Origin of the sequence: Flavimobilis rhizosphaerae, assembly GCF_014852685.1 — a bacterium.
Taxonomy (GTDB): Bacteria; Actinomycetota; Actinomycetes; order Actinomycetales; family Cellulomonadaceae; genus Flavimobilis; species Flavimobilis rhizosphaerae.
Genome location: NZ_JACZDF010000001.1, coordinates 1 through 25,310, shown reverse-complemented (window position 1 = coordinate 25,310; position 25,310 = coordinate 1). Strand labels below are relative to the sequence as shown.

Genomic DNA, 25,310 nt, shown 5'->3' with positions numbered 1-25,310 from the left:
GTCAGTGGAAGGCGCCGAGCCCGGTGGGCGCCGAGAGGTGCCCGACCGCGCGGCGGAGGTCGTCAAGCACACCGAGGATGTCCCCGCGCAGCTCGTAGGCCTGGGGCACGTCGAACGGGTCGGTCCGCTGCTCCGTCCTCTCGAAGAGGCCGCGGAAGCTCTCGGCGAGCCCCAGGAGGCGCTCCTCGATCGCGGCCTTCCGCTCCTCGACGCTCTGGTCCGCCGTGCCCGCCTCGGCGGGCACCTGCGGGGCGCCGGAGCTCGTCTGCGCCCGCAGCACCCAGGCGGCGAGCTCGTCGTTCGCGGCCGTGTAGTTCTCGAGGCCGCCGTCCTTGCCGCTACGGCCCAGGTCCCGGAGGCGCGCGTAGGGCTTCATGGGGTCGAGGCTCGCCATCGTGTTGACCTCGACCATGGCGAGGAGCACCGAGATGAGGACGACGGGCAGACGGTCGTACGCCTGCGGGGCGTCGGCGGAGAGGAACGGGTGGGGGAAGTCGACGGTCGTGCCCGGGGCCCCGGTCTCCGTGGGGACGAAGACGCCGACGCGGTTGGTGGACTCGTCGATCATCAGCTGGCCAAGCACCGCGGCGGTGAACCAGCCGCGGATCATCGCCCGGCGCACCATGGGGGCGAAGGGAAGGAACTCGGGCAGGGGCCGAGCGCGGCGCCAGCGCCAGAACTCGGCGCGCTGGTCGGTGTCGAACTTCGCGCCCCAGTCCTGGGCGATCGGCTTCATGATCGAGTCGAAGACGACGGGCTCGTACGGGGCGCTGAGCAGGGCGAAGAGGTCGATCGACGAGGCGTCGCCATCTCCGAAGTAGCGGTCGACGCCGTCGAACTTCCGCCCGTTGAGGATCTCCTGGACGAGCGCGCGCCCCGGGGACCCCTGGGGGAACGGGATCTCCGTGAAGAAGACCTCGAACCCGTGGCGTGTCTCGCCGTGCACCTGCGCGAGGACGGAGGCGTTGATGTCGACGAGCGGGGCCGACGTGTTGAGCGCCGCGATGAACTGGCCCCGGAAGCGCTCGAGACGCCGCGCGTGGACGTCCGGGGCGACCTTGCCCGGGTCGAGGTAGTCCTTGAGCGACTGGGAGTTGTGCGCACCGATCGCCGTGCCGGGCTGCGTGACCCACCCGTCGGCACGCGCGAGGATGTCGGCCGCCTCGAGCCGCGTCTCGAAGGTGGCGCGCGTCGGCGACGAGCCCCACGTCGCGTGGAGGTTGTGGTCGCGCGGGACCCACGGGACGGACGGCACGAGGAGCTTCTGCCCCGCGAAGTCCTCCTCGACCGAGCCGAGCAGGACCTGCATCATCGCGGTGCGCCACGCTGCCGCGGCCGAGGACCCTCCGACCGTGCGGGTCACGAGCGTGTTGAGCTCTTCCGGGAACTCACCGACCGGGTCGACGAGGAACTCGTTCGCGGCGGGCTTGAGCCGCTCGGGGACGAGGTTCCCTGCCGGCCACGTCGAGATGACCGACGGCCGCCCGTTCGCGGTGGGGAGCTCTTCCTGCTCGAGCGTGAGCGTCACGTTGCGCACGGCGTTGGCAAGGGGCTTGAGGAAGTTCGCGACGAGGTCGGGGATGAGCTCGACGGCGAGGTCGCGGAGGTTGGCCTCCTCCTGGTGGATGAGCTGTTCGACGACCTGTCGCGTCGCGGTCTCGAGCGCGGGGTGGTCCGGTACGAGGAGCTCGGCGGTGCCGAGCCCCTTCTGGACGACGCTGAGGTCGGACGCGTAGCGCGCGTGCTGGCTCGCCTCGTTCTCGAGCTCCTCGCGCACCTGGGTGAGCTCGGTGCACACCATGTCGAGCAGCTCCGCCGTCACGGGTGCGCCGTCGGTCGCGACGCTCCTCGAGGCGACGGTGACGAGGTGCTTCTGGACCTGGTCGATCCAGGCGCGGGCGCAGTCGGTACGGGCCTGCTTCTGGCCGTCCTGGAAGGCGCGCGAGCGGCCGCTGACCTCGGAAAGGATGCGCGTCGCGGCGTCCTGGCGGCGGATGCCCTTCTTCGGGTCGATCTCGCTGACGATCTTGCGGTGGATCTCCGCGGTGAGGGCGGCCGCGTCGTCCTTGAGCCCTGCGGGGCGCAGCGCGTCGAGGATGTCGTTGTACTCGGTGCCGCGTTCCTCGAGCTCGGCCCAGTCGAGGAAGTACGCGAAGCGCTGCTCGGCGATGTCGGCGATGAGCTTCTTCGGTGTCCGGTCGTCGTCGGGGGCGCGCTGCTCCTCCTGGACGCGCAGGACACGCTCGACGGAGCGCCGGGCTATCGCCTGCGCGGCGTAGTCGCGGAACCGGTCGCGGCCGAGCCCGACGCGCGACGAGCCCATCGCGGAGAACGGGGTCTCGGTCCCCTGCGCCTTGAGGGGCAGCTTGTCGGGGACGTTCTGGGCGGTGTTCGGCCAGTTGCCGATGATGTAGTCGCCGAACTGACTCTGGACGGAGTCGCTCGTCATCCACGACGCGAGGGAGCGGCCCATCGCGCGGTAGATGTCGTTCTGCCTGCCGAAGGCGACGGAGTCGTTGCGGCTGCCGACGAGGAAGGGGAAGCGGGGTCCGAGCCGGTCGGCGGACGTGACGATGCCCTTGACCTTGAGCAGGCTCACGGTCTCGGGCGACGGTCCGTCGGAGTTCCAGTAGCCGGCGAGGATCTCCGAGAGGCAGCCGAGCGCGTTGGGGCGCACGCCCTTCGTCTTCTCGGGCGGGACGTCGCTGAAGACGTCGGGGGCGTAGAGGACGCCGACGGAGTCGCTGGCCCAGGTGGTGCCCGTCGCGCGCAGGGCATCGCAGACGTCGATGATGGCGCCCGCACCCGAGCCGCCCGCGATCGACGCGACGACGACGGCCATGGGGGCACGCGCGGCGGCGCGCGAGTCGCTCCCGAGGAGGTTGGAGACCCGGATGAGGTCGTCGACGACCGAGGCGTCGTCGAGGATCTTCATCGCACCGGTGATCGCCCGGCTCACCTTGTCGAGGCTCGCGACGGTGATCATGCGGCCGAGGGTGCGGTACTGCCCGGCTCCCTTGCTCACCGACACGGTGACCTTCGTCGGGTCGGGACGGTAGCCCGTGAGGAGCTGGGTCATGTTCGTCATGCCGGCGCCCGCGAGCGCGCTGTCGATCGTCCGGTAGTCGAGCCCTTCGGCGACGAGGCCCTGGTACTGGCCGGCGGGGAGCTGCGGGGGCAGATCCGCCTCGTCGCCGTCGGCGACCGTCGGGACGTCGATGTGGAGGAACTGCCACGCGCGGGGCAGGTCGCCGGTCCAGCCGGCCTGGGCGAGGCGCCGCTGGAGATCGGCGCGGACCACGCGCAGGGTCTTGCCTCCGGAACCTCCGACACCGATGAGGAGGAAGGGCTGCAGCATTGTGGATCTCCTTGGTTCGGAGGCCTAGAAGGCCAGCGGAGGCGGGGTCGTGGAGTCGTCGTCGGGCGGCGGGGTGCTCGGGCCTGCCGGCGGCGGGGTCGGGGTCTCGTCCGTGCGTCCGCGATCGCGGCGGCTGCCGCGTCCGCGCGTGCTACCCGGGCTCCCGGGCTGCCCGGACGACGTGGTGCCGGCAGTGCGGTCGGAGAACAGGGGCGGCGGACCGCCGGCGGAGCCGTGGCCGTCGGAGAAGAGCGGGGGCGAGCCGTCGGACGAGGCCCCGGTGCTCGCGAAGAGCGGCGGCGGGGCGTCGCCGGTGTCCATCGGGGCGGGAGCGTCGGTCGCAGGCTGCGCACCGCGCCTCGGGCCGCGGCTGGCCCCCTGCTTCGCGGCCGCCTTGCGCTCCGCCCCCGCGGCGCGGTGGGCGGATGCGGCGACGACGCGGCCCCAGAGCGTCTCCCAGCCGTGGAACGTCGTGAGCCGCGCGGTGCGGGAGTCCATGAGCTCGAGGAGACCCTTGTCCTCGTCGACGAAGACGAGCCGGCCCTCGGCGGAGGTCTCGGTGAGCGTCGTGGGGTCGACGAGGAGGACCCACGACTGCTCGAGCGCCGTCGTCACGGGGGCCTCGTGCCCGGACGCGTCGGTGAAGCGGCCCGTGCCGGAGACGACGATGCTGCTGTCGGACGCCGTCGCGACGGCCCTGGGCTCCTTGAGCGGCCACCACGGCAGCCGGTGCGTGAGCTCGACGCCGCGCGCCCGGAACGAACGTCGACGACTCGCGCCGAGGCCGACGGCCTCGAGGTCGTCGGGGTCGATGAGCCCCGTCGCGACGGCCTCGCCGCGTCGCCGGACGCCCTGCGGGGTGAGGGTCACGGGCACCGACGCGGCGCGCGTGAGGGCCGTGAGCCGGTAACGACCCACCACCCAGTTGCCGAGCGCGAGCAGGATGAGCGGCAGGATGATCGAGGCGGCGAGGAGCCCTGCGACGAGCCCCCAGCGCAGCGACTCGTCGACGGGCCGGGCCATCGAACCGCTCACGGGGGTGGCGATGGTCACCGTGTCGCCCGTCGTCTCGTCGGTGATCTCGACCTGCATCTGGCCCGAGACGAGCCCGTCCGCGAGCGACGCCGTGCGGAGGGTGAAGTCCCAGCGCTCCGTCGCGCCGGCCGCCACGGTGAGGCACTCCTGCGACGGGCTGAGCGTGAGAGCGCCGGCGTTCTGCGGGCCGACGAGGTCGGTGCCGACGAGGCACAGCCGTGCCGGGCCGTCCTCGCCGCCGGTCACGGTGAGCGTGCCCGTGACGCCGTCGCGCGTCTCCATGGCGGGCAGCGTGAGCCGGGTCGGCGAGAGCGTCGGGAACGCGGCCGGCAGGCGCGTCGGCAGGACCGTGCGCGCGGAGAACGGTGCGAGCCGCAGCCCTGACGGGTCGGTCGTCGCGGACGCGGACGCGGTGAACGCGATCTCGGAGGGTGCGCCGCTCGCGGGCAGGGTGAGCTCGCCGACGAACGCGTCGCCGTCGGGCACGAGGCTCACGGCCTCGCTGCCGGCGTTGAGCCGGACGTCGAGGTTGCGGTACCAGTCCGCAGAGACGGGCCGGCCGTTGATCGTCACCTGCACGGAGAGGGGTGAGGCCTCGCCGACGACGACCCCGGACGGGGCGTCGATGCTCAGCTCCGCGCCCCACGCGTAGAAGAGGTCGGCGGCTATCCGGGCGGGCTTCCCGGCGCCGTCGCGAGCCCGGAGCGTCCAGTCGCCCACGTGGGGACCGTCGACGTCGGCGAACTCGAGGGTCGCGGTCGTGAGCCCCGCCCTGGACGCGACGTCGAGCGTGCCACCCGGCACCGTCGTCTCCCCTGGTTCGAGCGGCACAGCCTTGCCGTCGGGGCCGGCAACCTCGAGCCGGGTGCCGTCGGTGAGGGAGTCGACGATGAACTGGGCGCCCGCGATGCCGCGGTCGACCGGGAACGTGACGACGCCGTCGACGCACTCGTCGGAGGGGCACGTAAAGGAGCCCGAGCGGCTCGCGCCACCGATGAGCGCACTGATGCCGGCGAACGCGAGGCGCAGGGCGCTCGCGTCGCTCGCGTGGAAGAACGCGCCGGCGGAGGAGTCGCTGCGGATCGGCACCTGGCCGCACGACACGCCGTCGCCCGAGCCCTCGGCGACGGCGCGCAGGAGCTCCTTCTGCTTCGCGGGGATCTTGCTCGCGTCGGTGAAGAGGGCGAGCGCGAGGATCGAGATGTGCGAGGCGCGGAGGCTGTCGACGATCCCCTGCTCGGTGCAGAGGTCGGTGACGGCCTCGTCGATGTCGCCCTCGACGTCGAGCGCCCCGTCCGTGAACCACAGGACGGTCTTGCACGACGTGCCGTCGAGCTTGGCCTCCCGCGCGTCGAGGTCCTTCTGCGCGCCGAGCAGCGCGGCCCGGTAGTCCGTGTAGCTGCCGCGGTTGCGACCCGGCAGGTCGCCGGCGGCGACGGACCTGAAGCGTTCGGCGTTGGCCTTGTCGAGCGGGGCCCAGTCGACGAGTCGCTCGTAGCCCTCGGCGAAGACCGAGAGGCTCATCTCGACCTCGAGCTCGCCGCCCGTGCTCCGGCGGAGGTCGGCGAGCATGTCGATCGCGGAGATGACGCCGTCGACACGCTCGTTCTTCGGGTCGTTCTGGCGGAGCGACCCGGACTCGTCGACGACGACGGACACGAGGAGGTTGTCGGAGCTCGCGGCGCAGCCGGCGATCTGCGCCATCGCGAGCTCGCCGGGCTCCGAGAGCTCCTGGGCTGACGCGGGTGCGGCGACGGGGGCGAGGACGAGCGCTGCGGCGAGCGCGACGGCTGCGAGCCGCGACGAGGCCCTCATCCCTTGGCCAGCTCGGTCGCGAGGAGGAAGGCGTTGACGCTGCCCGCGAGCAGGCCGGCCGTGAGCACGATCCCGACGAGGCCTGGAAGGTAGCGGCGTGGCTCGAACATGCGGTTCTGCTGTGCGCGCTGCATGAGCGTGCGGTGCACGACGACGAGGACGGAGACGCCGATCGAGCCGGTGAGGTAGCCGACGGCGGGCAGGACGGCGGGGGCGAGCGCCGGGGAGAGGAGGTCGACGACGATCGCGGCGACGGAGACGAGAAGGAGCAGGATGGCGCCGATCGCGGGCCACAGCGGCGGCCGGACGGCGACCGCGCGGACGGTCGCCGGAGCCGGCGTCTTGAAGGCGGTCATCGCATCTCGTTCCCTGGGCGCGCAATGTGAACTTCGGTGTTCCACCTCTGCGGGTCCCACGGTTCGCACCGCGGGGAAGGGCTCACGGTCCGGCACCCTGAATACCGGCCGCGGGCCACACCCGCCACGGATGACATTCTCACCCGTCGGTCGTACACATCTAGTTACTCGGCACGTGCGAGCCCTCTCTTGAGGGGCTGAGTGCCGTGCTCGGGGTCTTGGCCGAGGCTCACCGTTCTGGGAGGCACGCCCCTTGTCCGAGTCGTGCGAGGCCCGTGAGGTCGCCTGCACCAAGGTCGGGAAGACTGTCGTCGAGGTCGGGCGCCATGACCTGGTCGGCGGCGTCGACGTGGCCGAGCCCGAGGACGTGCGCGAGCTCGTGGAGCACCACGAGGTAGGCGGCGTGCTCCCCCTCGGGGCATTCCGCGATCTACTGCGCGAGCCGGCTGCGCTCGTCGCCGTCGCGTCGCCGGGGTCCAGGCGCGGCAGGCACCCGCCTAGAGGTCTTCCGGGTGCACCGGCAGGTCTGCTGCGTCGGTGACGACGCCGCCGACGGCCGCGTGCAGCGTGCGCGCGAGCTGCCCCATGCGCTCGGCGGCCCGCGTGCGCGCTATGCGGTGGCCCGGAGCGGGGTTCTCCTCGAGGAGCTCGAGGTCGTCGAGCGGGAACCAGCGGACCCTGTAGGCGATCGTGCCGGCGGACGCCCATGCGTGGCGGCTCACGGAGAGCGGGGGGTGCTCCTCGCCGCCGATCTCGACGGCGACGAGCCCGTCGTCGCCGAGGTCGAGGTGGAGGGCGTACCCGGTGCGCTGCTCGGGCGTCGTCAGGGTGTGGATGTCGAACGCGTCGGCCTCGTCGTGCAGCGCGGCGCGCGCCGCGTCGTCGAGGACGGAGATCGCGGGGCCCTGGATGCGCAGCGTCTCCGGTGGCCCGTCCCAGTCCGTGCCGTCGGGTGCGTAGACGACGCGGGCGTCGAGCGCGCGCAGGGTTGCGAGCGCGGCCTCGGGGTCGAGCCAGACGTCGGAGTGGACGGTGAGGTCGACGTGCGCGTCAGGGTCGGGCGTGAGGGTCGCAGGTCCGGCGTCGGTCGCGAGGACGAGGGTGCCGTGGAGCCGTCGGGCGACGTCGAGGAGCCACGCGACGACGCGTGCCTCCTCGTGGACGGGGAGCCCTGCGTCGAAGACGCGGGAGAGTCCGTCGGGGTCGCCCGAGCCGGCGAGCGCACGCTCGCCGCGCTCGCGCGGCACGAGCACGTCGACGACGTGCGCGGTCGACGGGGCACGCAGGCCGGCGCCGGGCCCGTAGGGGCCGACGACGGTCGTGTGGCGGGAGAGCGTGAGGACGCCGGGCGTGACGTCGCCGACCGGGCCGGGCCCGGTCGTGAGCGTGGCTGACGGGAAGCGGCACGCGGCGAGGTCGGCGAGGTCGAGCAGGTCGTCGCGGGCGATCTCGCCGCCGTCGTCAGCGCCGCCGAGGACGAGCAGGTGCCGGACGCGTCGTTGCCGCCCGGCGCCGGCGTGGAGGGTGTCGTCGGGCTCGGCGGGCAGGGGCCGCAGGGCGGACACAGTCAGACCTCGCTCCGGTGAAAGGACTGCCAGGACCGGGACGCCGTCGGGCCGCGCTGACCCTGGTAGCGCGAGCCGTAGACGGCGGAGCCGTAGGGGTTCTCGGCGGGGGTCGAGAGGCGGAAGAAGCAGAGCTGGCCGATCTTCATGCCGGGCCACAGCATGATCGGCAGCGTCGCGACGTTCGACAGCTCGAGGGTGACGTGCCCGGAGAACCCGGGGTCGATGAAGCCAGCGGTCGAGTGCGTGAGGAGGCCGAGGCGGCCGAGGGAGCTCTTGCCCTCGAGGCGCGCCGCGATGTCGTCAGGCAGGGTGACCTGCTCGTACGTGGCGCCGAGGACGAACTCGCCGGGGTGGAGCACGAAGGGCTCGTCGGGCGGGGTCTCGACGAGGCGGGTGAGGTCGGGCTGCTCGGTCGACGGGTCGATGTGCGGGTACCGGTGGTTGTCGAAGAGCCGGAAGAAGCGATCGAGGCGCACGTCGATGCTCGACGGCTGGATCATCGAGGGGTCGTAGGGGTCGAGGACGACCCTGGACGCGTCGAGCTCGGCACGGATGTCACGGTCGGAGAGCAGCACGGTTCCCACCGTACAAGCGTGGCGGGGTGCGTGGGCGGGATGTCTCGCAGGTCGCCCGTTCCCTTTCCGCGGAACTGCGGGCTATGATCGATCCAACCCCGTGTGGGAGCGCTTCCACACCATTCTGAACCCGAGGCCGAGAGGCAACCATGCGCTACGGACACTTCGACGACGAAGCCCGCGAGTACGTCATCACCACCCCCCACACGCCGTACCCGTGGATCAATTACCTCGGGTCCCAGGAGTTCTTCTCCCTCATCTCCCACCAGGCGGGTGGCTACTCGTTCTACCGCGACGCGAAGATGCGCCGTCTCACCCGCTACCGCTACAACAACGTCCCCGCCGACGCGGGCGGCCGCTACTTCTACATCCACGACGACGGCGACGTCTGGACCCCCTCGTGGATGCCCGTCAAGGCCGATCTCGAGCACTTCGAGGCCCGCCACGGCCTCGGCTACTCCCGCATGGTCGGCGCACGCGGCGGCCTGTCCGTCGAGACCCTCTTCTTCGTCCCCGTCGGCGTCAACGCCGAGATCCAGAAGGTCACGCTCACCAACACGTCCGACGCCCACAAGCGCGTCTCCCTCTTCAGCTTCGTCGAGTTCTGCCTCTGGAACGCGCAGGACGACCAGACGAACTACCAGCGCAACCTCTCGATCGGCGAGGTCGAGGTCGAGCCCGAGAGCCCGACGGGCACCGCGATCTACCACCGCACCGAGTACCGCGAGCGCCGCAACCACTACGCCGTCTACGGCGTCAACGCCGTCGCCTCGGGCTACGACACCGACCGCGACACGTTCGTCGGCGCGTACAACGGCCTCGGCGAGGCCGCCGTACCGCGCGACGGCAAGGCCGGCAACTCCCTCGCCTCCGGCTGGTACCCCATCGGCTCCCACCAGCTCGACGTCGACCTCGCGCCCGGCGCGTCGCAGACCTACACGTTCGTCCTCGGCTACCTCGAGAACCCGCGCGACGAGAAGTGGGAGCCCGCCGACGAGGCCCGCGGCATCAAGCCCCTCCAGGTCCTCAACAAGACGCGCGCGCACGAGCTCCTCGCGCAGTTCGCGACGACCGAGCAGGTCGACGCGTCGTTCGCCGAGCTCCAGGCCTACTGGACACGCCTGCTCTCGACGTACTCCGTGACGTCGACCGACGCGAAGCTCGACCGCATGGTCAACGTGTGGAACCAGTACCAGTGCATGGTGACGTTCAACATGTCCCGCTCCGCGTCGTACTTCGAGACCGGCATCGGCCGCGGCATGGGTTTCCGCGACTCCAACCAGGACCTCCTCGGCTTCGTCCACCTCGTGCCCGAGCGTGCCCGTGAGCGCATCATCGACATCGCCTCGACGCAGTTCGCCGACGGCTCCGCCTACCACCAGTACCAGCCGCTGACGAAGCGCGGGAACAACGACATCGGCTCGGGCTTCAACGACGACCCCATGTGGCTCGTCGCCGGCGTCGCCGCGTACCTCAAGGAGACAGGCGACTGGTCGATCCTCGACGAGCCCGTGCCGTTCGACAACGAGCCCGGCACCGAGGTGCCACTCTTCGAGCACCTCGCGCGCTCGTTCGACTTCACGGTCGACAACCGCGGCCCGCACGGCCTGCCACTCATCGGCCGCGCCGACTGGAACGACTGCCTCAACCTCAACTGCTTCTCGTGGGAGCCCGGCGAGTCGTTCCAGACGACGGAGAACCAGGCAGGCGGCGTCGCCGAGTCCGTCTTCATCGCCGCCCAGTTCGTCCTCTACGGGCGCGAGTTCGCGGACATCGCCGAGCGCAGGGGGCTCGACGACGTCGCCCGGCACGCCCGCGAGGCCGTCGCCGCCATGGAGCAGGCCGTACTCGCGCACGGCTGGGACGGGCAGTGGTTCCTCCGCGCGTACGACTACTACGGCACCCCGATCGGCACGGACGCGGACCCGGAGGGCAAGATCTGGATCGAGCCGCAGGGCTTCGCGACGATGGCCGGCATCGGTGCGGACGTCCCGACGGACGCGGGCGTCTCGCGCGCCGAGCTGGCGCTCGACAAGGTCGAGGAGATGCTCGGCACCGAGCACGGCAACGTCCTGCAGTTCCCCGCGTACACGAGCTACCAGGTCAACCTGGGCGAGGTCTCGACGTACCCGCCGGGGTACAAGGAGAACGGCGGCATCTTCTGCCACAACAACCCATGGGTGATCATCGGTGAGACGGTGCTCGGCCGTGGCGACAAGGCGTTCGACCTCTACCGCAAGATCACGCCCGCGTACCGCGAGGACATCTCCGACGTCCACCGGCTCGAGCCGTACGTGTACGCGCAGATGATCGCCGGCAAAGAGGCGGTGCGGCACGGCGAGGCGAAGAACTCGTGGCTCACCGGGACGGCCGCGTGGAACTTCGTCGCAGTGTCCCAGCACCTTCTCGGCGTGCGGCCGGAGCACGACGGCCTTGTCGTCGCGCCCTGCCTGGGCCCGGACGTCCCGGAGTTCACGGTGACCCGCGTGGCGCGGGGAGCGACGTACACGATCCGTGTGCAGAACTCGGGCGTCCGCGGCGCGCAGCCGCGGCTCACGGTCGACGGCACCGAGATCGAGGGGACGACGGTGCCGTGGGCGCCGGCCGGGTCGTCGGTCGCGGTCGACGTCGTCCTGTGAGCGTCGTCCTGTGAGCGTCGTCGTCCGGGCCGCCGAGCGTTCGGCGGCCCGGTCGGGAGCGGCGTCGTCGGGCACGTCCTCGTCGGGCACGGGAGCGCCCGGGACGGACGCGACCGGTGCGGACGCGACCGGCGGCTCCGTCCTCGCCGCCGCCGACGACGGCACGCTCGTCGAGCTCCGCGACGACGCGTGGCACGTGGGCGTCCTGCCGGGCGCGGCGGGCGCGCTCGCGTTCGTGCACGTGCGCGTCGACGGCGTGTGGCGCGACCTGCTCCGGCCGACGCCACCGACGCGCCACCATGTGCCGTCGGCGTGCTCGAGCTTCCCGCTCGTGCCGTGGTCCAACCGGGTCGCGGCGTGCACCCTGACGTTCCGTGGCCGCTCGTGGCGGCTGCCGCGGACGGCGGCGGACGGCACGTCGATGCACGGGGCGGTGCTGCCGTACGCGTTCAGCGTCGTCGAGGCGTCGAGCACGCACGTGACGCTCCTTTTCGACGCACGCACCGTCGTCGGCGTGGGTTTCCCGTGGCGGTTCACGACGACGCTCACGTACGCGCTCACGGGCGACGGGCTCGCGGTGACGACGACGGTCGCCAACGTCGACGTCGAGGACTTCCCTGCGGGCTTCGGACACCACCCGTACCTCGTGCGCGAGCTCGTGCCGGGGCGGGGCGACGCGCTGCTCGAGCTGCCGGCGACCGGCGGGTACGCGCTCACGGACGCGGTCGCGACGGGACCGGCGGGCGTGATCCCGTCGCGTGCGGACTTCCGTGCGGCGCGCGAGCTCGGCGGACGGTTCGTCGACGACTGCCTCGTCGCGGCGCCGGGCGCGCCGGCGCGCGTCGTCTACCCGGGCGCGCGTCGCGACGGCGGGGACGTCGAGGTGCTCGTCGAGCATGACGACGTCTACGGGCACTGGGTCGTCTACGTGCCGCCGGGCCGCTCGTACTTCGCGGTCGAGCCTGCGACGCACGCCAACGGCGGGTTCGCGCTGCTCGAGGCCGGGGTGCCAGGCGCGGGCGTCCACGTGCTCGCGCCGGGCGAGGAGCTCACGGGTCGGTTCGCGCTGCGCATCCCGGTGGTGTGAGCGACGCACGGGCCCGGCGCACGCGGGGCCCCGGCTGCAGGTATGATCTGTGTGCGACGTCCCGCCAGGGGCGTCCTGCGGATGTAGTTCAATGGTAGAACTTCAGCTTCCCAAGCTGACAGCGCGGGTTCGATTCCCGTCATCCGCTCCGTCGCGAAGGCCCCGGACCACAGGTCCGGGGCCTTCGTCGTGCCCGCCCACGCACTCCCCGGGGCCAGGAATCCGCGCAGATGGCTACTAGCAGCAACCATCTGCGCGGATTCCTGGGCCGGGGGCGTGATCGGTGGAGCGGGGCCTCAGGCCTCGCGGAGAACCGCGACGACGAAGTCGCTGTCAGGCTGGTACGGCCGCAGGTCCCACGTCGCGAGGAGCACGTCCGGCACGAGGCCGGCGCGGCGGGCGTCGGCGAGGAAGGCCTGGACGGCGTAGCCGCGGCCGGTGCCGAAACCGACGACGACGCGGCCGCCGGGTGCGAGGTGCGCGTGCATGCGGGCGAGGGCGGCCTCGTGGGTGCCGTCGGCGAGGAACGTCATGACGTTACCGGCGCACACGACGAGGTCGAACGGCTCGGCGATGCCGCGTGCGGGCAGGTCCATGTCGACGAGGTCGCCGACGAGCCACGTGGGGCCGGGGTGGTCCTCCTCGGCGGCGGCGATGAGGACGGGGTCGACGTCGACGCCGACGACCGTGTGCCCGCGGGCTGCGAGGGCGCTGCCGACGCGCCCGGGCCCGCAGCCGGCGTCGAGGATGCGGGCTCCGCGCGGGAGCATGGCGTCGACAAGGCGGGCCTCGCCGTCGACGTCCTTGCCGTCGCGTGCCATGGCGCGGAAGCGCTCGACGTACCAGGTGGAGTGGTCGGGGTTGGCCTCGACGATCTCCTCCCAGCGGCTGCGGGGGTGGGTCACGGTGTCCTCCTCAGGGGTCCGAGCCATCGTCCCACGCGCTCCTCGGGGTCGACCCCGCCCAAGGGCCACCCCTTCCTCGCCCCACCCGTCCGCGCCCCGCCCGTCCGCGCCCCGCCCGTCCGCGCCCCGCCACTCCCCCGCCCCTCTCTGTTCCGATAGCCGATCGGCCCCCTTCACCTGTCCTGATCCGCTATCGAGCCCCCGACGGATTGATGCCGTTCACCCGTCGAATGGTCGGAACGCGTCGATCCGTGCCTCCGAGCTCAGCGCCCGATGTCCGATAGCCGATCCGTGCGCCTCACCTGTCCGGATCCGCTATCGAGCGCGGACCTCTGTGGCCCGATAGCCGATCCACGCTCCGGACACGCACGGATCGGCTATCGGGCCACTGCAGGGCGGGCGGAACGTCCGGTGTGTAGCGCCCTCGCGTCCGAGGGGCGAGATTCTGGAGCCGATCGCTCGGGAACGACGGCCGCAGGGCGCACCATCCCCGCATGGCGTCGTTCTTCAGCTTCCCCAACCCCGTCAACGAGCTCGCTGCGCGCACGGTCGCGGCGGGTGTCGTCGTGCTCGGCGCGGTCACGCTCCTCACGCAGTCGTGGATCCCGCTCGCGATCCTGGCCGCGGGCTTCGTCGGTCGCGTCCTCGCGGGCCCGCGCCTCTCGCTGCTCGGCTTCGTCGCGCAGCGCGTCGTCGCGCCGCGCCTCGGCCCGGCACGCCTGGTCCCGGGCCCGCCCAAGCGCTTCGCGCAGGGCATCGGCGCGACGCTCACGTCGGCAGCGGTGCTCGCGTACGCGCTCGACGCGCCGACGGTCGCGTGGGTGCTCGTCGGCCTCCTGCTCGTCGCAGCGAGCCTCGAGGCGTTCGCCGGCTTCTGCCTGGGCTGCTGGATCTTCGGCCGCCTGCAGCGCGCGGGGCTCATCCCTGCCGACGTCTGCGAGGCCTGCAACAACATCTCCCTGCGCCGTCCGGCGCCGGCTCCCACGGCCTGACGGCCCGCCTCGCCGTTCGGCTGCCGGGGCACCGGCAGCCGAACGCGCCGCCTGCACGCGGTTCTCAGTGCTGCACGCGTGTTGAAACGCGCGTGCAGGCCTGAGAACCGCATGCAGACCGCCGGCGCGAGGCGGGCACGCGGGCGCACGCCCGCTGCGTGCCCGTCGCAGCACGCCGGAGACGCTCAGGCCGCAGGTGCCCGACGACGACGGAGCCGCGCGGGCAGCCCGAGGAGCACGACGAGCAGCGCGCCGAGGACGACGAGCACGAGGGGCCGCGTCGCCCACCAGAGGCCCGACGCCGGCTCGGGGAACGGCCAGCCGGCCGCGAACCACACCGCGGTGACGACGACGTAGAGCGGCAGGTGCCAGAGGAACGCACGCAGCGACGCGTCGGCCACGCGGTCGAGCAGTGGCGCGGCGCGCGGCCCGTCGAGCCGTCCCGCGAGCGCGCGCCGCGCGAGGAGTGCGAGCGGCACCTGCGCCCACACGTGCGCGAGCGCCTGGGTCGAGGGCGGGTTCATGGGCGAGCGGTCGCCGGGCAGCCCGACCATCGACCACGACCACTCCCCTGTCGACGCGAGCAGCGCCATCGTGCCGAAGCCGGCCGCTGCCCACAGGGCGAGCGCGGGCGCACGGACGCGCGTGAGCCGCCCGTCGCGGTACGCGAACCCGAGCTGCTGCGCGAGCCCCCACACGAGGACGTAGTTGAGGTAGCCGTACCAGGGCACGTCGGTGACGATGCGGACGGCGTCGACGGCGACGGCGCCGACGCTCATGACGATCCACACGCGCCAGCCCCAGCGGGCGTCGAGCCGAAGCCCGAGCGGCGCGAGGACGACGAGCACGCCGTAGACGGCGAGGAACCACAGGGGCATGAGGACGGCGACGGCGACGGTCGCGGTGAGGCCGCGCGGCGCTCCGACGAGGAGGGCGATCCCGACGACGGCGAGCACGAGCGCGACGAACGGCACGACGGGGCCGAAGAGCCCGCGCAGGCGTCGGCCGACCCAGGCGCGCGAGCTGAGGCCGCGGGCGCGGGCGCGCGTGAGGCTCGTCGCGTTGGCGAACCCGCCGACGAGGAAGAACAGGCCGATGAGCACGAGCACCCAGGTGGCGGGCCAGGCCCAGCGCGCGCGGGCGAGGACGTTGCCGACGTGGAGCGCGCCGCCCGCGTCGACGCTCACGGCTGCCATCGTCCAGTGGCCGCAGATGACGGCGCCGAGCGCGACGGAGCGCACGAGGTCGGCGAAGCGGTCGCGGGCGAGGTCGGCGGGGGCGGTGTCGGCCGGAAGCGTGCGCGCTTCGGGAGTGGTGTCGGTCACGTGCCGAGACTAGGGCCGTCCGCCGTGTCACGTCAGGTGGTGTCACGGCTCTCCCCCGGGCGTGGGCCCGGGGGAGAGCGTGGTGAGCCGCAGCTGCCCGGGTGCGCCGGTCGACGTGCGTGGCGCGCGGTGGCGCGCCGTGCTGCGGTCGGACCCTCGGGACCGTCCTCGACGCGGCGTCGCGACCGTGCGCGCCGGTGGTGGCCGGCGTGCGCCGTCGGGGTCGTTTTCCGGTGGGTCGTCACCGTCGGGCCGTCCTGCGCACGGTGGCGCGGGGTGGTCGACGGTTCCTTGTTCCTCTGTTCTTATTCTGGTCATGCCCTGGTCGACAAGACCCCACGCGGGTGTAGTTCGGCCGTCGAGCGCACCCACAGCGTCGTGCACAGGCGGGGCCGCACGATCCCCACACCGTCCACAACCCTGTGGACAACATCTGTGGATAGGCGTCCAGCCAGTGGACACCCTCTGGGAACGCCCTGTGACGTGTCGCACCGCTGCGAGGGACCATCGTCCTGACGATCGGTGGCATCATGTCATCATGCCCAAGATCATCGGAGGGTCCCTCGCCGAGCACCGGCAGCAGACGAGGCACAAGCTCTTCACCGCGCTCGCCGCGCTCATGGACGAGCGCGGCTTCGACTCGATCACGCTCGCGGAGATCGCAGCCGCCGCTGGCATCGGACGCACCGCGGTCTACAACCACTTCCCCGACAAGGAGTCGCTGCTCGTCGGGTTCATCAACCACGAGACGGAGCAGTACGTCGCGAGCCTCGAGCGCGAGCTCGAGGACGTCGACGACCCGGTCGCGCAGATGCGCACCTACGTCCGTGCCCGCATGCGCCTCAAGCGCGTCTTCCACCTCGCTCCGGGCCCGGAGCTGCGGACGGTCGTGTCCCGCTCGACCGCCCGCCAGCTCCGCGGCCATGCAGACATCGTCGAGACGATCCTGCGCCGCATCATCGTCGAGGGGATCTCCCGCGGGCAGTTCCCCGAGCAGGACCTCGACGTCACGGTGAGCCTCGTGAACTCGTGCCTCTCGGGCCGTTCCCTCGGCGACGACGAGGCGGGCCGTGCGGCCGCGTGCCGCGCGACGGAGGCGTTCGTCCTGCGCGCCGTCGGCGCGAGGATCCCCGCGCCGACGCGCTGACCCGCCGCGCCGACCCGCGCCCCGGCGAGGAATCCGCGCTGATGGCTGCTCGGAGCAACCATCAGCGCGGATTCCTCGCCGAGAGGAAGCGCTACGCGCTCACGTCGTGCGCGTGGTGGACGAGCTCGTGCGCGGTGTAGAGCGCGAGGGTGCGGAGCGTGAAGTCGGCGCCGTCGCCGCGGCGTCCGCGTCGTTCCCACTCGTCGTCGCGCACGCCGGCGTAGGCCTGCGCGAACCATCCGGCGCGCTCGGCGATCTCGTCGGCGACGGCGAGCGGCCGGTCGCCCGCGTAGTCCTTCTCGATCGCGGCTGCGTCCTGGTCCCAGCCGGGGAACGTCGGCGCGTCCTCCTCGCGGATGTTGAGGGCGCGGGAGGCCATGACGTCGAGGACGTCGCGGACGTGGCATGCGTACTCGAGCGGTGACCAGGTGCCGGGTGCGGGCCGTGCGCGTACGTCGGTGCGCACGAGCACCTCGCGCCAGCGCAGCACGTGCTGCTCGAGCGCGTCGAGGTGCTCCTCGACGGGCCGTGCGGGGTCGAACCCGCACTCCGCGCAGGGGCGCGTGAGCACCCACGTCCAGTCCTTGTCGTCGGGCGTCACGGCGTCGTCGCTCATGGTCCTGATGCTAGGCGCACGCGGGCAGCGGGGCACGGGCACGACGCCGTGTCCCAGCTGCTGAGCGATGGGTAGGCATGCCTAAGTCGGCGAGGTATCGTGACAGATCGTCATGACGCGCGTCCATATCCCGCGCGCACCGAGACCTGCTGGAGCCTTCTGTGACCACGATCGTCGAGTCCCCCGCCCTTCCCGTCAGCGACGGGACCGCGCCGGCGACGCTCTCCGCGCTGCTGCGCGTCGGCACGCGCGAGGAGCACACGGAGGCCGAGACCATGGGGTACATCGAGACCCTCATGAGCGGCGGCTACGGCGAGCGTGGCCGCGCCGCCTACACGTCGCTCGCGGTCCAGCAGCACGCGATCTACCGGGCCCTCGAGGAAGCCGGCGCACGGATCGCGGCGACGTCCGAGGGCGCCGCCGCGGGCATCGTCCTGCCGATCCTCACGCGCACCCCGCAGATCGAGGCCGACCTCGCCGACCTCGTCGGCGCGGACTGGCCCTCGCAGATCACGTACCTGCCCGCGACGCAGCGTTATGTCGAGCGCCTTCTCGCCTCGGCGTCATCGCTCGCGACGTACGCCGCCCACGCGTACACGCGCTACCTCGGCGACCTCTCGGGCGGTCAGGTCATCAAGGTCATGCTCCAGCGCCACTACGGGCTCGGCGACGAGGGACTGCGCTTCTACACGTTCGCGGACATCGCGAAGCCCAAGGTGTTCAAGGACGAGTACCGCGCGCTGCTCGACGCGCTCCCGCTCGACGAGGACGGGCGCGCGGCCGCGGTCGCGGAGGCGCAGGAGGCCTTCCGTCTCAACCGCGCGCTGTTCGCCGAGCTCGGCCGCCTCCACCCCGTCGACTGACGGGCGGGGGTGACGTCCCGCACGCCGGACGACACTCCTCCATGGCGGCGGGTCAGGGTAGCCTAACCTCGCGACGATGCGCGCGCGTCGCCGCTCCCTCCTACCGTCCCGAGGTCCCCCATGCCCACGGTCCGCACCGCCCTGCGCCTGCCCGCGACGCTCGTCGCGGCGGCGCTCCTCGGGCTCCTGCCCTCGGCCGCGCTCGCGGTGCCCGGCACGGGCGAGGGCACGGACGGGCAGACGCTCACGGTCTCGCGGGCGACGGACCTCGACCCGACCGGCACGACCGTGACGGTCACGGGCGCGGGCTTCGAGGAGACCGTGGGCATCTACGTCGGCGTCTGCGTCGACAACGGCCCCGGTGAGCGGCCGACGCCGTGCCTGGGCGGCGTCGACATGGGCGGTGAGGGCGGCTCGTCGGCCTGGGTGTCCTCCAACCCGCCGTCGTACGGCAAGGACCTCGCGACGCCGTTCGGCGACGGCGGCTCGTTCGGGCTCGAGCTCACGGTGCAGGGCACGGACGCGAACGTCGACTGCTCCGACGCCGCGGCCGCCCCGCGCGGCTGCGTCCTCGCGACGTTCGCCGACCACACGCGACTCACGGACCGGTCCGCGGACGTCCGCGTCCCGCTGACGTTCGTCGCCGCCGGCGCCCCGGCGCCGACGGCGACGGAGCCGAGCACGACGGAGCCGAGCACGACGGAGCCGAGCACGACGGAGCGCGGCACGACGGACGCCTCCTCCCCCGCGTCGACCACGGCCACGCCGACCACGCCCGCGGCCCCCGCACCCTCGTCGACGGACGACGAGGGTGCGACGACACGCTTCTGGCTGCTCACGTCGGCCGGCCTGCTCGTCGCGGCCGTCGCGACGACGTACGCCGTCCGCCGCGTGCGCGCGGTGCGCGCGCAGGAGGACGCGGCCGCGACAGGAGCCACGGGCGCCGACGACGCGTCGCCCACCGGGTCCGGCGCATGAGCCGCCGCCCCCTCGTGGCGCTCGCGGCACTCGCCGTCGCCGTGCTCACGGCGTGCGCCCCGGGCGCAGCCGCCCCCGGCGGCACCTCCGGGGCCACGGGCGACGGCGCCTCGCCAGGGCCCCGCACTATCGCCGCCGACCCCGACCCTGTCCGGCCGCTCCCCGCACCGACGAGCCAGCACCTTCCCGCGACGGTGACGTCGGCCGACGGCGTCCGCGTGACCGTCACCGACACGAGCCGCATCCTCGCCGTCGACCTCTACGGCACGTTCAGCGAGATCGTCTTCTCCCTCGGTCTCGGCGACCGGGTCGTCGGGCGCGACATCGCGACGGGCTTCGAGGAAGCGGCGCACCTTCCCGTCGTCTCGGGCTCGAGCCACGCCCTCAACGTCGAGTCGATCCTCGCGCTCGACCCGACGGTCGTGCTCACCGACACGTCGATCGGTCCGGCCGAGGTCTTCGACCAGCTGCGGGCGGCAGGCGTCCCCGTCGTCTTCCTCGACCCCGACCGTTCGCTCGCGACGATCGACGACCACGTCCGGCAGGTCGCGGCCGCCCTCGGCGTACCGGAGCAGGGCGAGACGCTCGTCGCACGCACGGAGGCCGAGCTCGACGCGGTACGCGCGGCGGCACCGACGGGCGAGCCGCTCTCGGTGGCCTTCCTCTACCTGCGGGGCACGGCGGGCGTCTACATGCTCGGCGGCCCCGGCTCGGGCGCGGACGCCCTCGTCGAGGCGGTCGGCGCGACGGACGCCGGTACGGCTCTCGGCCTCACCTCGTCGTTCACGCCGGTGACGAGCGAGGGCATGATCAACGCGGCGCCCGACGTGCTGCTCACGATGTCCGAGGGGCTCGAGTCCGTCGGCGGGGTCGACGGTCTGCTCGCGATGCCCGGCATCGGACAGACCCCGGCGGCGTCGGCCCGGCGGGTCGTCGATGCCCCGGACACGCGCCTGCTGAGCTTCGGCCCGTCGACGGCTCGCACGGTCGCTGCGCTCGCCGAGGCGCTGTACTCGTGACCGCGCCCGCCCCGGTCCTGCCCGCGCGCCGCCGACGCGGCGTCGTGCTGCTGTGCGGGCTCGTGGTTGCGCTGCTCGCGGCCGCGACGCTCTCCGCCGTGTCCGGGCAGACGCCGGTGACGGCTGCCGAGGTCCTCGGTGCGGTCCTCCACAGGCTCGGCATCGATGCCGGTCCGTTGCCGGCGCACCCGCAGGGCGAGGCGACGCTGTGGGTCGCGCGGTTCCCCCGCATCGTCCTCGGCCTGCTCGTCGGTGCCGCGCTCGGCTGCGCGGGCGCCCTCATGCAGGGGGTGTTCGGCAACCCGCTCGCGGAGCCGGGCGTCATCGGGATCTCGTCGGGAGCCGCGGTCGGCGCGTGCCTCGTCATCGTCCTGCCGGGGTCCGTGCTCGGCGCGACAGGGTCCCTCGCCGTGGCGGGCGCCGCATTCGTCGGGGGGCTCGTCACGACGGCCGTCGTCTACGCGCTCGCACGCGCGAACGGTCGCACGGAGGTCGTCACGCTCGTCCTCACCGGCGTCGCGGTCAACGCGTTCGCTGCGGGCGTGCTCGCCTTCCTCGTCTACGTCGCCGACCCGTCGGCGCGCGAGCAGATCGTCTTCTGGCAGCTCGGCTCCCTCAACGGCGCGACGTGGCGCTCGGTCGGGATCGTCGCGCCCATGGTCGTCGCGGGGCTCGTGGGCTCGTGGCTGCTCGCGCGTCGGCTCGACCTGCTGTCGCTCGGTGAGCGCGCTGCGCGGCACGTCGGTCTCGACGTCGAGCGTCTGCGTCAGGTCGCGATCGTCCTCGTGGCCCTCCTGACGTCCGCGGGTGTCGCGTTCACGGGCATCATCGCCTTCGTGGGGCTTGTGGTGCCGCATGTCGTCCGTATGGTTGCGGGGCCGGGGCACCGGGTGCTGCTGCCGGCGTCCGCGCTCGGCGGGGCGCTCGTGCTCGTCGTCGCGGACCTCGTCGCCCGCACCGCGGTCGCCCACGCCGAGCTGCCGCTCGGCATGCTCACGTCGCTCGTCGGCGGGCCGTTCTTCTTCTGGCTCCTGCGCAGGACGCGCGCCTCCCAGGGAGGCTGGGCGTGACGCCCGGCGCGGCCCCTGCGGCCGGCGCCCGCGGCACTAGGAGCGCCGGCGCCCGCAGCGCAGGGGGCGCTGTCGCGCGCGGCCTGCGCCGGCGTGCGCGGCTGCCACTGCGCGCGGACGCCGGCACGGTCCTCGCCGCCGCCCGCGGCGTCGACCTCGCCCGTGGCGGCGTGCAGGTCCTGCACGACGTGTCGGTCGAGGTCCGCGCGGGTGAGGTGCGCGCGCTCATCGGCCCCAACGGTGCGGGCAAGTCGAGCCTGCTCGGCGTCCTCACGGGCGACCTCGAGCCCACGCGCGGCACGGTCGAGGCGGCCGGCGCGCCGCTCGCGGCGTGGTCGACGACCGAGCTCGCGCTGCGTCGCGCCGTCATGACGCAGGACGTCACGTTGAGCTTCCCGTTCCTCGTCCACGAGGTCGTCGCGATGGGCCGCGCGCCGTGGCGCGGCACCGCGGCCGCCGATGACGACGACGCAGTCGTGGCCGCGTCGATGGCGGCGACGGACGTCACGCACCTCGCCGGCCGCGCGTTCCCGACGCTCTCGGGCGGCGAGCGCGCCCGCGTCGCCCTCGCGCGGGTCCTCGCGCAGCGCGCGCAGCTGCTCATGCTCGACGAGCCGACCGCGGCGCTGGACCTGCACCACCAGGAGATGGTGCTCGCCCTCGCCCGTGATCATGCGCGGGCGGGCGGCGCGGTCGTCGTCGTCGTCCACGACGTCGGTCTCGCAGCCGCGTACGCGGATCGCGTGACGATCGTCGCGGACGGCCGTGTCGCGGGGGACGGCACGCCGGAGGAGATCCTCACCGCCGCGCGGCTGTCGGCCGTCTACGAGCATCCTGTTGAGGTCCTCCCCCATCCGCGGGGCGGCGCTCCGATCATCCTGCCGCGACGCTGACACCCCGCGGCCTCGACGCCGTGAGGAGACCGCGGGCGCACGAGGGACGGGAGCCGACCTGCGTCGGCGTCACGTCGACCCTGCGTGGGCCCGTCGATGACGTCCGTGCACGTGCCGCCAGCGTCGTCCCCACCTTCGACGGGGGAGATGTGGACGGACCCGACCAGCGTCCACCTCAAGCGTGGCGGCATCCCTGCCGATATGGTCGGGTGGAAGCTGCGCCACCGCAGCGCTCACCAGCTCAGCCCACGTGCACACGGGAGTCCATCGTGTCCCTCTCCCAGTCCGATCCGACGACGACGTCAACGTCGGCTCCCGACCCGCTCACCCTCGACTTCTCGAGCGCCGGCCCCTCCCTCGCCGAGGTGCTCGAGGGGATCATCTCCGTCCCGGAGTCCTGAGCGAGAGCCCTGGCCCTAGCCACGCGCGCGATCGACGCCTCGAACCCTCGGCGTCCCGGCGCGGGGTCAGCGACGCTTCCCCGGTCCGTCGTGCTCGGCAAGGTCGGCGAGCATCGCGTTGTACGCGTCAAGCTCGGTGTCCTCGCCGGACCTCTCGACGCGCCGGTCGCGGCGTCTCGCCGTGCGTTCGTCGTCGCGTGCCCAGCGGAACGCGACGACGACGGCGAGGAGCACGGTGGGGATCTCACCGACACCCCAGGCGACCCCACCGCCGATCTGCTGGTCGTCGAGCGCGGGCGGCCCCCATGGGCGGCCGAGCAGCCCGAACCACTCCGGGACCAGCAGCGCCGTGCCTGACATGAGCGCGACGCCGAAGAACGCGTGGAACGCCATGGTCGCGAGCAGCAGGAGCAGCCGGAGCGGGTACCCGGGGCGGGTGGGCCCGGGGTCGATGCCGATGAGGGCATTGGCGAAGAAGTATCCGGCGAGCGTGAAGTGCGCGACCATGCCGAGGTGCCCAATGTGCGTGGTGAGCGACCACTCGAACAACGGGGTGTAGTAGAAGATGATCATCGACCCCGCGAAGTTCACGGCGGCGATGACGGGGTGCGCGAAGAACCTGCCGTAGCGGGAGTGCACGATCGTGAGGAGCCACTCGCGCGGCCCGCGGGAGTCGTCGCCCCGGGCAGGGAGCGCACGCAGCGCGAGCGTCATAGGCGCGGACAGCACGAGCAGCAGGGGCACGACCATCGCCATGGTCATGTGCTGGACCATGTGGCCCGAGAAGAGGATCCGTCCGTAGACGGCTGCACCGCCGGACGTCACCCACATGAGCACGACCATGCCGGCGCACCAGGCGACGACCCGTCCGACGGGCCAGGCATCGCCACGGCGGCGGAGCCTCAGGTACCAGCGGACGTAGACGATGACGGCAGCGATGATCGCGGCGCCCAGGATCGCCTCCCACCGCACGAGGGTGAGCCACCGGGCGAGTGTCGGCTCGGGCGGCAGGGCCTCGCCCGTGACGAGCTCGGCGGGCGTCGGCGTCGCGGGAGGTTCGTCGGGCACAGGCGGCGCTGACGACGTGAGGGCGCCAGCGATGCCGGCCACGGCTCCGAGGAGGAGGGCCTCGGCGGCCATGAGTCGCCAGAAGAGCTGGCCGGCCGCCTGCGCTGATTGCTCAAGCCCGAGCCTTGCGACGACGTGCCGGCGGTGCTGCCAGCCGAGCAGTCCCAGAAGCCCGAGCCCGGCGCCCTTCGCGACGATGAGGATCCCGTAGCGGGTCGTGACGAGGTCGTCGACGGCGCCGAGTCGGACGATCGCCGAGAGCACGCCGGAGTACGCGACGAGAACGAGGCACCAGGCGGCGAGCGTCGAGAACCGCGCGACGATGTCGGCGAGCGCCGGCGCGCGTAGGCCGCCCCGGGCACGGAGGGCGACGAGCACGAGGATCCCTCCGGTCCAGGCGGCGGCGGCGACGAGGTGCACCATCATCGACGACACGGCAAGGTCGTGGCCGCTCGCGCCAGCGGTATGACCCGTGAGGGACCGAAGGGACAGCGCGCCGATGACGAGGGCGAGGCACCACGCTGAGCCGGTGGGTGTGCGCACGAGGAGCGCGAGCACCGTGACGCCCGCAGCGATGACGGCCATCGCGAGCTGGGTGCGCCCGAGGGGAACCTGGAGCACGAACTCGGCGAGCTGCGCACCGAAGTCGGCGTCGCCGCTCCGCGCGCCGAGGACGTCTGCGAATGTCGTGATGACGTCGGCGATGGCGAGGAGCGTCCACGCACCTGCGGCCGCCCCGGCGGCGGCGAGAGCGCGGTCGCGGTCACGTCCCGAGGGGAGCAGGAACGTCACGAGGAGGAGTGCCCCCACCGTCACGGACGTCGCGAGGTCGCGCAGCACCCCGATGAGCGGGAGCGCCCACCTCACGAGCGGGCCGGGGTCAGAGATGACTGCCGGGTCGAAGATTCCGGTGGTGAGGCCCGCGATGATGGCGGCGGCGATGCCGACGAGGACGGTGCCGGCGAGGACCGCGGCGCGGTAGCTGCGGACCCCTGTGCCCGTGACGTCTGGCGTGGGTGCGGCCGGGACGGCAGGGGCAGTCATGAGGCCCATCCTAGGCGCGCAGCGTCTGGTACGAGGCCGCCAGCCGCGGTACCTCCGAGGCTTGAGGCACGACGGGCCCCCTGCGCGTCGGCGCAGGGGGCCCGTGCGTGGGGTGGCTCAGACGCGCGGGGGGTCCTCGCGGTGCTCGACGATCTCGTGGTGCGAGGTGTTGGAACGCTGCGCTCCGGCGATCGCGCCGATGATGAGGGCGAGCACTCCTGCGCCCATGCAGATGTAGCCGATCATCACGAGGTCGACGCCCTCGATGCGGTCGGCGACGGCGAAGGCGAGGATGGCACCGATCACGAGGAGGAAGATTCCTGTGCCGTACTTCATGGTCGTTCCTTCCGTCGGTCTGACTGGAGGGACCATCGTCACCCGTTCGGTGCGTTCTCGCACGTCGGGAGAGGGGTGAAGAGGTTCAGCGACCTAGGTGGGCTCACCCCCCGACCCGGGGAGCGCGGCTCCGGAAGAGCCGGTCCGGCAACGACGAAGGCCCACCCCTCAACGGGGTGGGCCTTCGCGAAAGAATGTCCGGCAGCGTCCTACTCTCCCA

The 25,310-nt window shown here is 72.8% G+C and carries 21 protein-coding genes and 1 tRNA gene; 11 read left to right on the top strand and 11 right to left on the bottom strand.

The annotated features are described in order from the left end of the window. Position 1: 1 nt before the first annotated feature. The 6 genes from IGS67_RS00105 to dcd form a co-directional block, all read right to left on the bottom strand. A complete protein-coding gene (locus IGS67_RS00105) occupies positions 2-3,358 on the bottom strand; it encodes a tubulin-like doman-containing protein (RefSeq protein WP_192276511.1) in 3,357 nt (1,118 codons plus the stop codon). Positions 3,359-3,382: 24 nt separating this feature from the next. Further along, a complete protein-coding gene (locus tag IGS67_RS00100) occupies positions 3,383-6,208 on the bottom strand; it encodes a vWA domain-containing protein (RefSeq protein ID WP_192276507.1) in 2,826 nt (941 codons plus the stop codon). Next, positions 6,205-6,564: a hypothetical protein gene (locus tag IGS67_RS00095; protein WP_192276504.1), complete on the bottom strand. Its 360-nt coding sequence runs from the start codon at positions 6,562-6,564 to the stop codon at positions 6,205-6,207. Before IGS67_RS00095 ends, IGS67_RS00100 begins: the two co-directional genes overlap by 4 nt. Positions 6,565-6,793: 229 nt before the next feature. After that, the gene (locus IGS67_RS00090) at positions 6,794-6,955 is read right to left on the bottom strand and encodes a matrixin family metalloprotease (protein WP_192276501.1); all 162 of its coding nucleotides are present in this window, start codon (positions 6,953-6,955) and stop codon (positions 6,794-6,796) included. 106 nt (positions 6,956-7,061) lie between these two features. Then, positions 7,062-8,129 (bottom strand): hypothetical protein, encoded by a 1,068-nt coding sequence (locus tag IGS67_RS00085; protein ID WP_192276498.1) that lies wholly within the window; start codon positions 8,127-8,129, stop codon positions 7,062-7,064. 2 nt (positions 8,130-8,131) lie between these two features. Then, positions 8,132-8,707 carry a dCTP deaminase gene (dcd, locus tag IGS67_RS00080; RefSeq protein WP_192276495.1) on the bottom strand — a complete coding sequence of 192 codons (576 nt, stop codon included), beginning with the start codon at positions 8,705-8,707 and terminating at the stop codon, positions 8,132-8,134. A gap of 149 nt (positions 8,708-8,856) precedes the next feature. On the opposite strand from dcd, the gene IGS67_RS00075 reads away from it, so the two are divergent. The 3 genes from IGS67_RS00075 (at position 8,857) to IGS67_RS00065 (ending at position 12,581) form a co-directional block, all read left to right on the top strand. Then, on the top strand, positions 8,857-11,346 hold the full coding sequence (locus tag IGS67_RS00075) for a GH36-type glycosyl hydrolase domain-containing protein (RefSeq protein ID WP_192276492.1): 2,490 nt from the start codon (positions 8,857-8,859) through the stop codon (positions 11,344-11,346). Positions 11,347-11,356: 10 nt separating this feature from the next. Continuing rightward, a complete protein-coding gene (locus tag IGS67_RS00070; protein ID WP_328741206.1) occupies positions 11,357-12,433 on the top strand; it encodes an aldose epimerase family protein in 1,077 nt (358 codons plus the stop codon). Positions 12,434-12,510: 77 nt separating this feature from the next. After that, positions 12,511-12,581: transfer RNA gene (locus IGS67_RS00065), tRNA-Gly, on the top strand. Between the two features lie 148 nt (positions 12,582-12,729). Here the strand turns inward: IGS67_RS00065 and IGS67_RS00060 are convergent. Beyond that, on the bottom strand, positions 12,730-13,338 hold the full coding sequence (locus IGS67_RS00060) for a class I SAM-dependent methyltransferase (protein WP_407925792.1): 609 nt from the start codon (positions 13,336-13,338) through the stop codon (positions 12,730-12,732). Positions 13,339-13,832: 494 nt separating this feature from the next. On the opposite strand from IGS67_RS00060, the gene IGS67_RS00055 reads away from it, so the two are divergent. Next, positions 13,833-14,330: a DUF4395 domain-containing protein gene (locus tag IGS67_RS00055; protein ID WP_192276486.1), complete on the top strand. Its 498-nt coding sequence runs from the start codon at positions 13,833-13,835 to the stop codon at positions 14,328-14,330. Between the two features lie 185 nt (positions 14,331-14,515). Here IGS67_RS00055 and IGS67_RS00050 read toward each other — a convergent pair whose 3' ends face one another. Further along, positions 14,516-15,655, bottom strand: coding sequence for an acyltransferase family protein (locus tag IGS67_RS00050; RefSeq protein WP_192276482.1), 1,140 nt, complete (start codon positions 15,653-15,655; stop codon positions 14,516-14,518). A 538-nt stretch (positions 15,656-16,193) separates the two neighbouring features. Between IGS67_RS00050 and IGS67_RS00045 the strand changes: the two genes are divergently transcribed. Further along, positions 16,194-16,802 carry a TetR/AcrR family transcriptional regulator gene (locus tag IGS67_RS00045; protein ID WP_192276479.1) on the top strand — a complete coding sequence of 203 codons (609 nt, stop codon included), beginning with the start codon at positions 16,194-16,196 and terminating at the stop codon, positions 16,800-16,802. A 91-nt stretch (positions 16,803-16,893) separates the two neighbouring features. On the opposite strand, the gene IGS67_RS00040 is transcribed toward IGS67_RS00045, so the two are convergent. Then, positions 16,894-17,418 (bottom strand): DinB family protein, encoded by a 525-nt coding sequence (locus IGS67_RS00040; RefSeq protein WP_192276476.1) that lies wholly within the window; start codon positions 17,416-17,418, stop codon positions 16,894-16,896. Positions 17,419-17,579: 161 nt separating this feature from the next. Here IGS67_RS00040 and IGS67_RS00035 point away from each other — a divergent pair, with 161 nt between their 5' ends. The 6 genes from IGS67_RS00035 to IGS67_RS14090 all read left to right on the top strand — a co-directional run bounded on the left by IGS67_RS00035 (position 17,580) and on the right by IGS67_RS14090 (position 22,642). After that, entirely contained in the window at positions 17,580-18,281 is a 702-nt protein-coding gene (locus IGS67_RS00035; protein WP_328741201.1) for a biliverdin-producing heme oxygenase, read from the top strand. A 120-nt stretch (positions 18,282-18,401) separates the two neighbouring features. Then, positions 18,402-19,259: a hypothetical protein gene (locus IGS67_RS00030; RefSeq protein WP_192276473.1), complete on the top strand. Its 858-nt coding sequence runs from the start codon at positions 18,402-18,404 to the stop codon at positions 19,257-19,259. Then, positions 19,256-20,278, top strand: coding sequence for a heme/hemin ABC transporter substrate-binding protein (locus IGS67_RS00025; RefSeq protein WP_192276470.1), 1,023 nt, complete (start codon positions 19,256-19,258; stop codon positions 20,276-20,278). Before IGS67_RS00030 ends, IGS67_RS00025 begins: the two co-directional genes overlap by 4 nt. Next, a complete protein-coding gene (locus IGS67_RS00020) occupies positions 20,275-21,348 on the top strand; it encodes a FecCD family ABC transporter permease (protein ID WP_192276467.1) in 1,074 nt (357 codons plus the stop codon). The genes IGS67_RS00025 and IGS67_RS00020 overlap by 4 nt, the downstream gene beginning before the upstream one ends. Continuing rightward, complete coding sequence (locus IGS67_RS00015; protein ID WP_328741198.1) at positions 21,345-22,241, top strand: heme ABC transporter ATP-binding protein; 897 nt, start codon at positions 21,345-21,347, stop codon at positions 22,239-22,241. The genes IGS67_RS00020 and IGS67_RS00015 overlap by 4 nt, the downstream gene beginning before the upstream one ends. Positions 22,242-22,510: 269 nt before the next feature. Continuing rightward, positions 22,511-22,642: a hypothetical protein gene (locus IGS67_RS14090; RefSeq protein WP_268888735.1), complete on the top strand. Its 132-nt coding sequence runs from the start codon at positions 22,511-22,513 to the stop codon at positions 22,640-22,642. 66 nt (positions 22,643-22,708) lie between these two features. Here the strand turns inward: IGS67_RS14090 and IGS67_RS00010 are convergent, their stop codons facing one another. After that, positions 22,709-24,754, bottom strand: coding sequence for a cytochrome c oxidase assembly protein (locus IGS67_RS00010; protein ID WP_192276464.1), 2,046 nt, complete (start codon positions 24,752-24,754; stop codon positions 22,709-22,711). 117 nt (positions 24,755-24,871) lie between these two features. Further along, positions 24,872-25,090, bottom strand: coding sequence for a DUF6458 family protein (locus IGS67_RS00005; RefSeq protein WP_192276461.1), 219 nt, complete (start codon positions 25,088-25,090; stop codon positions 24,872-24,874). Positions 25,091-25,310: the final 220 nt, after the last annotated feature.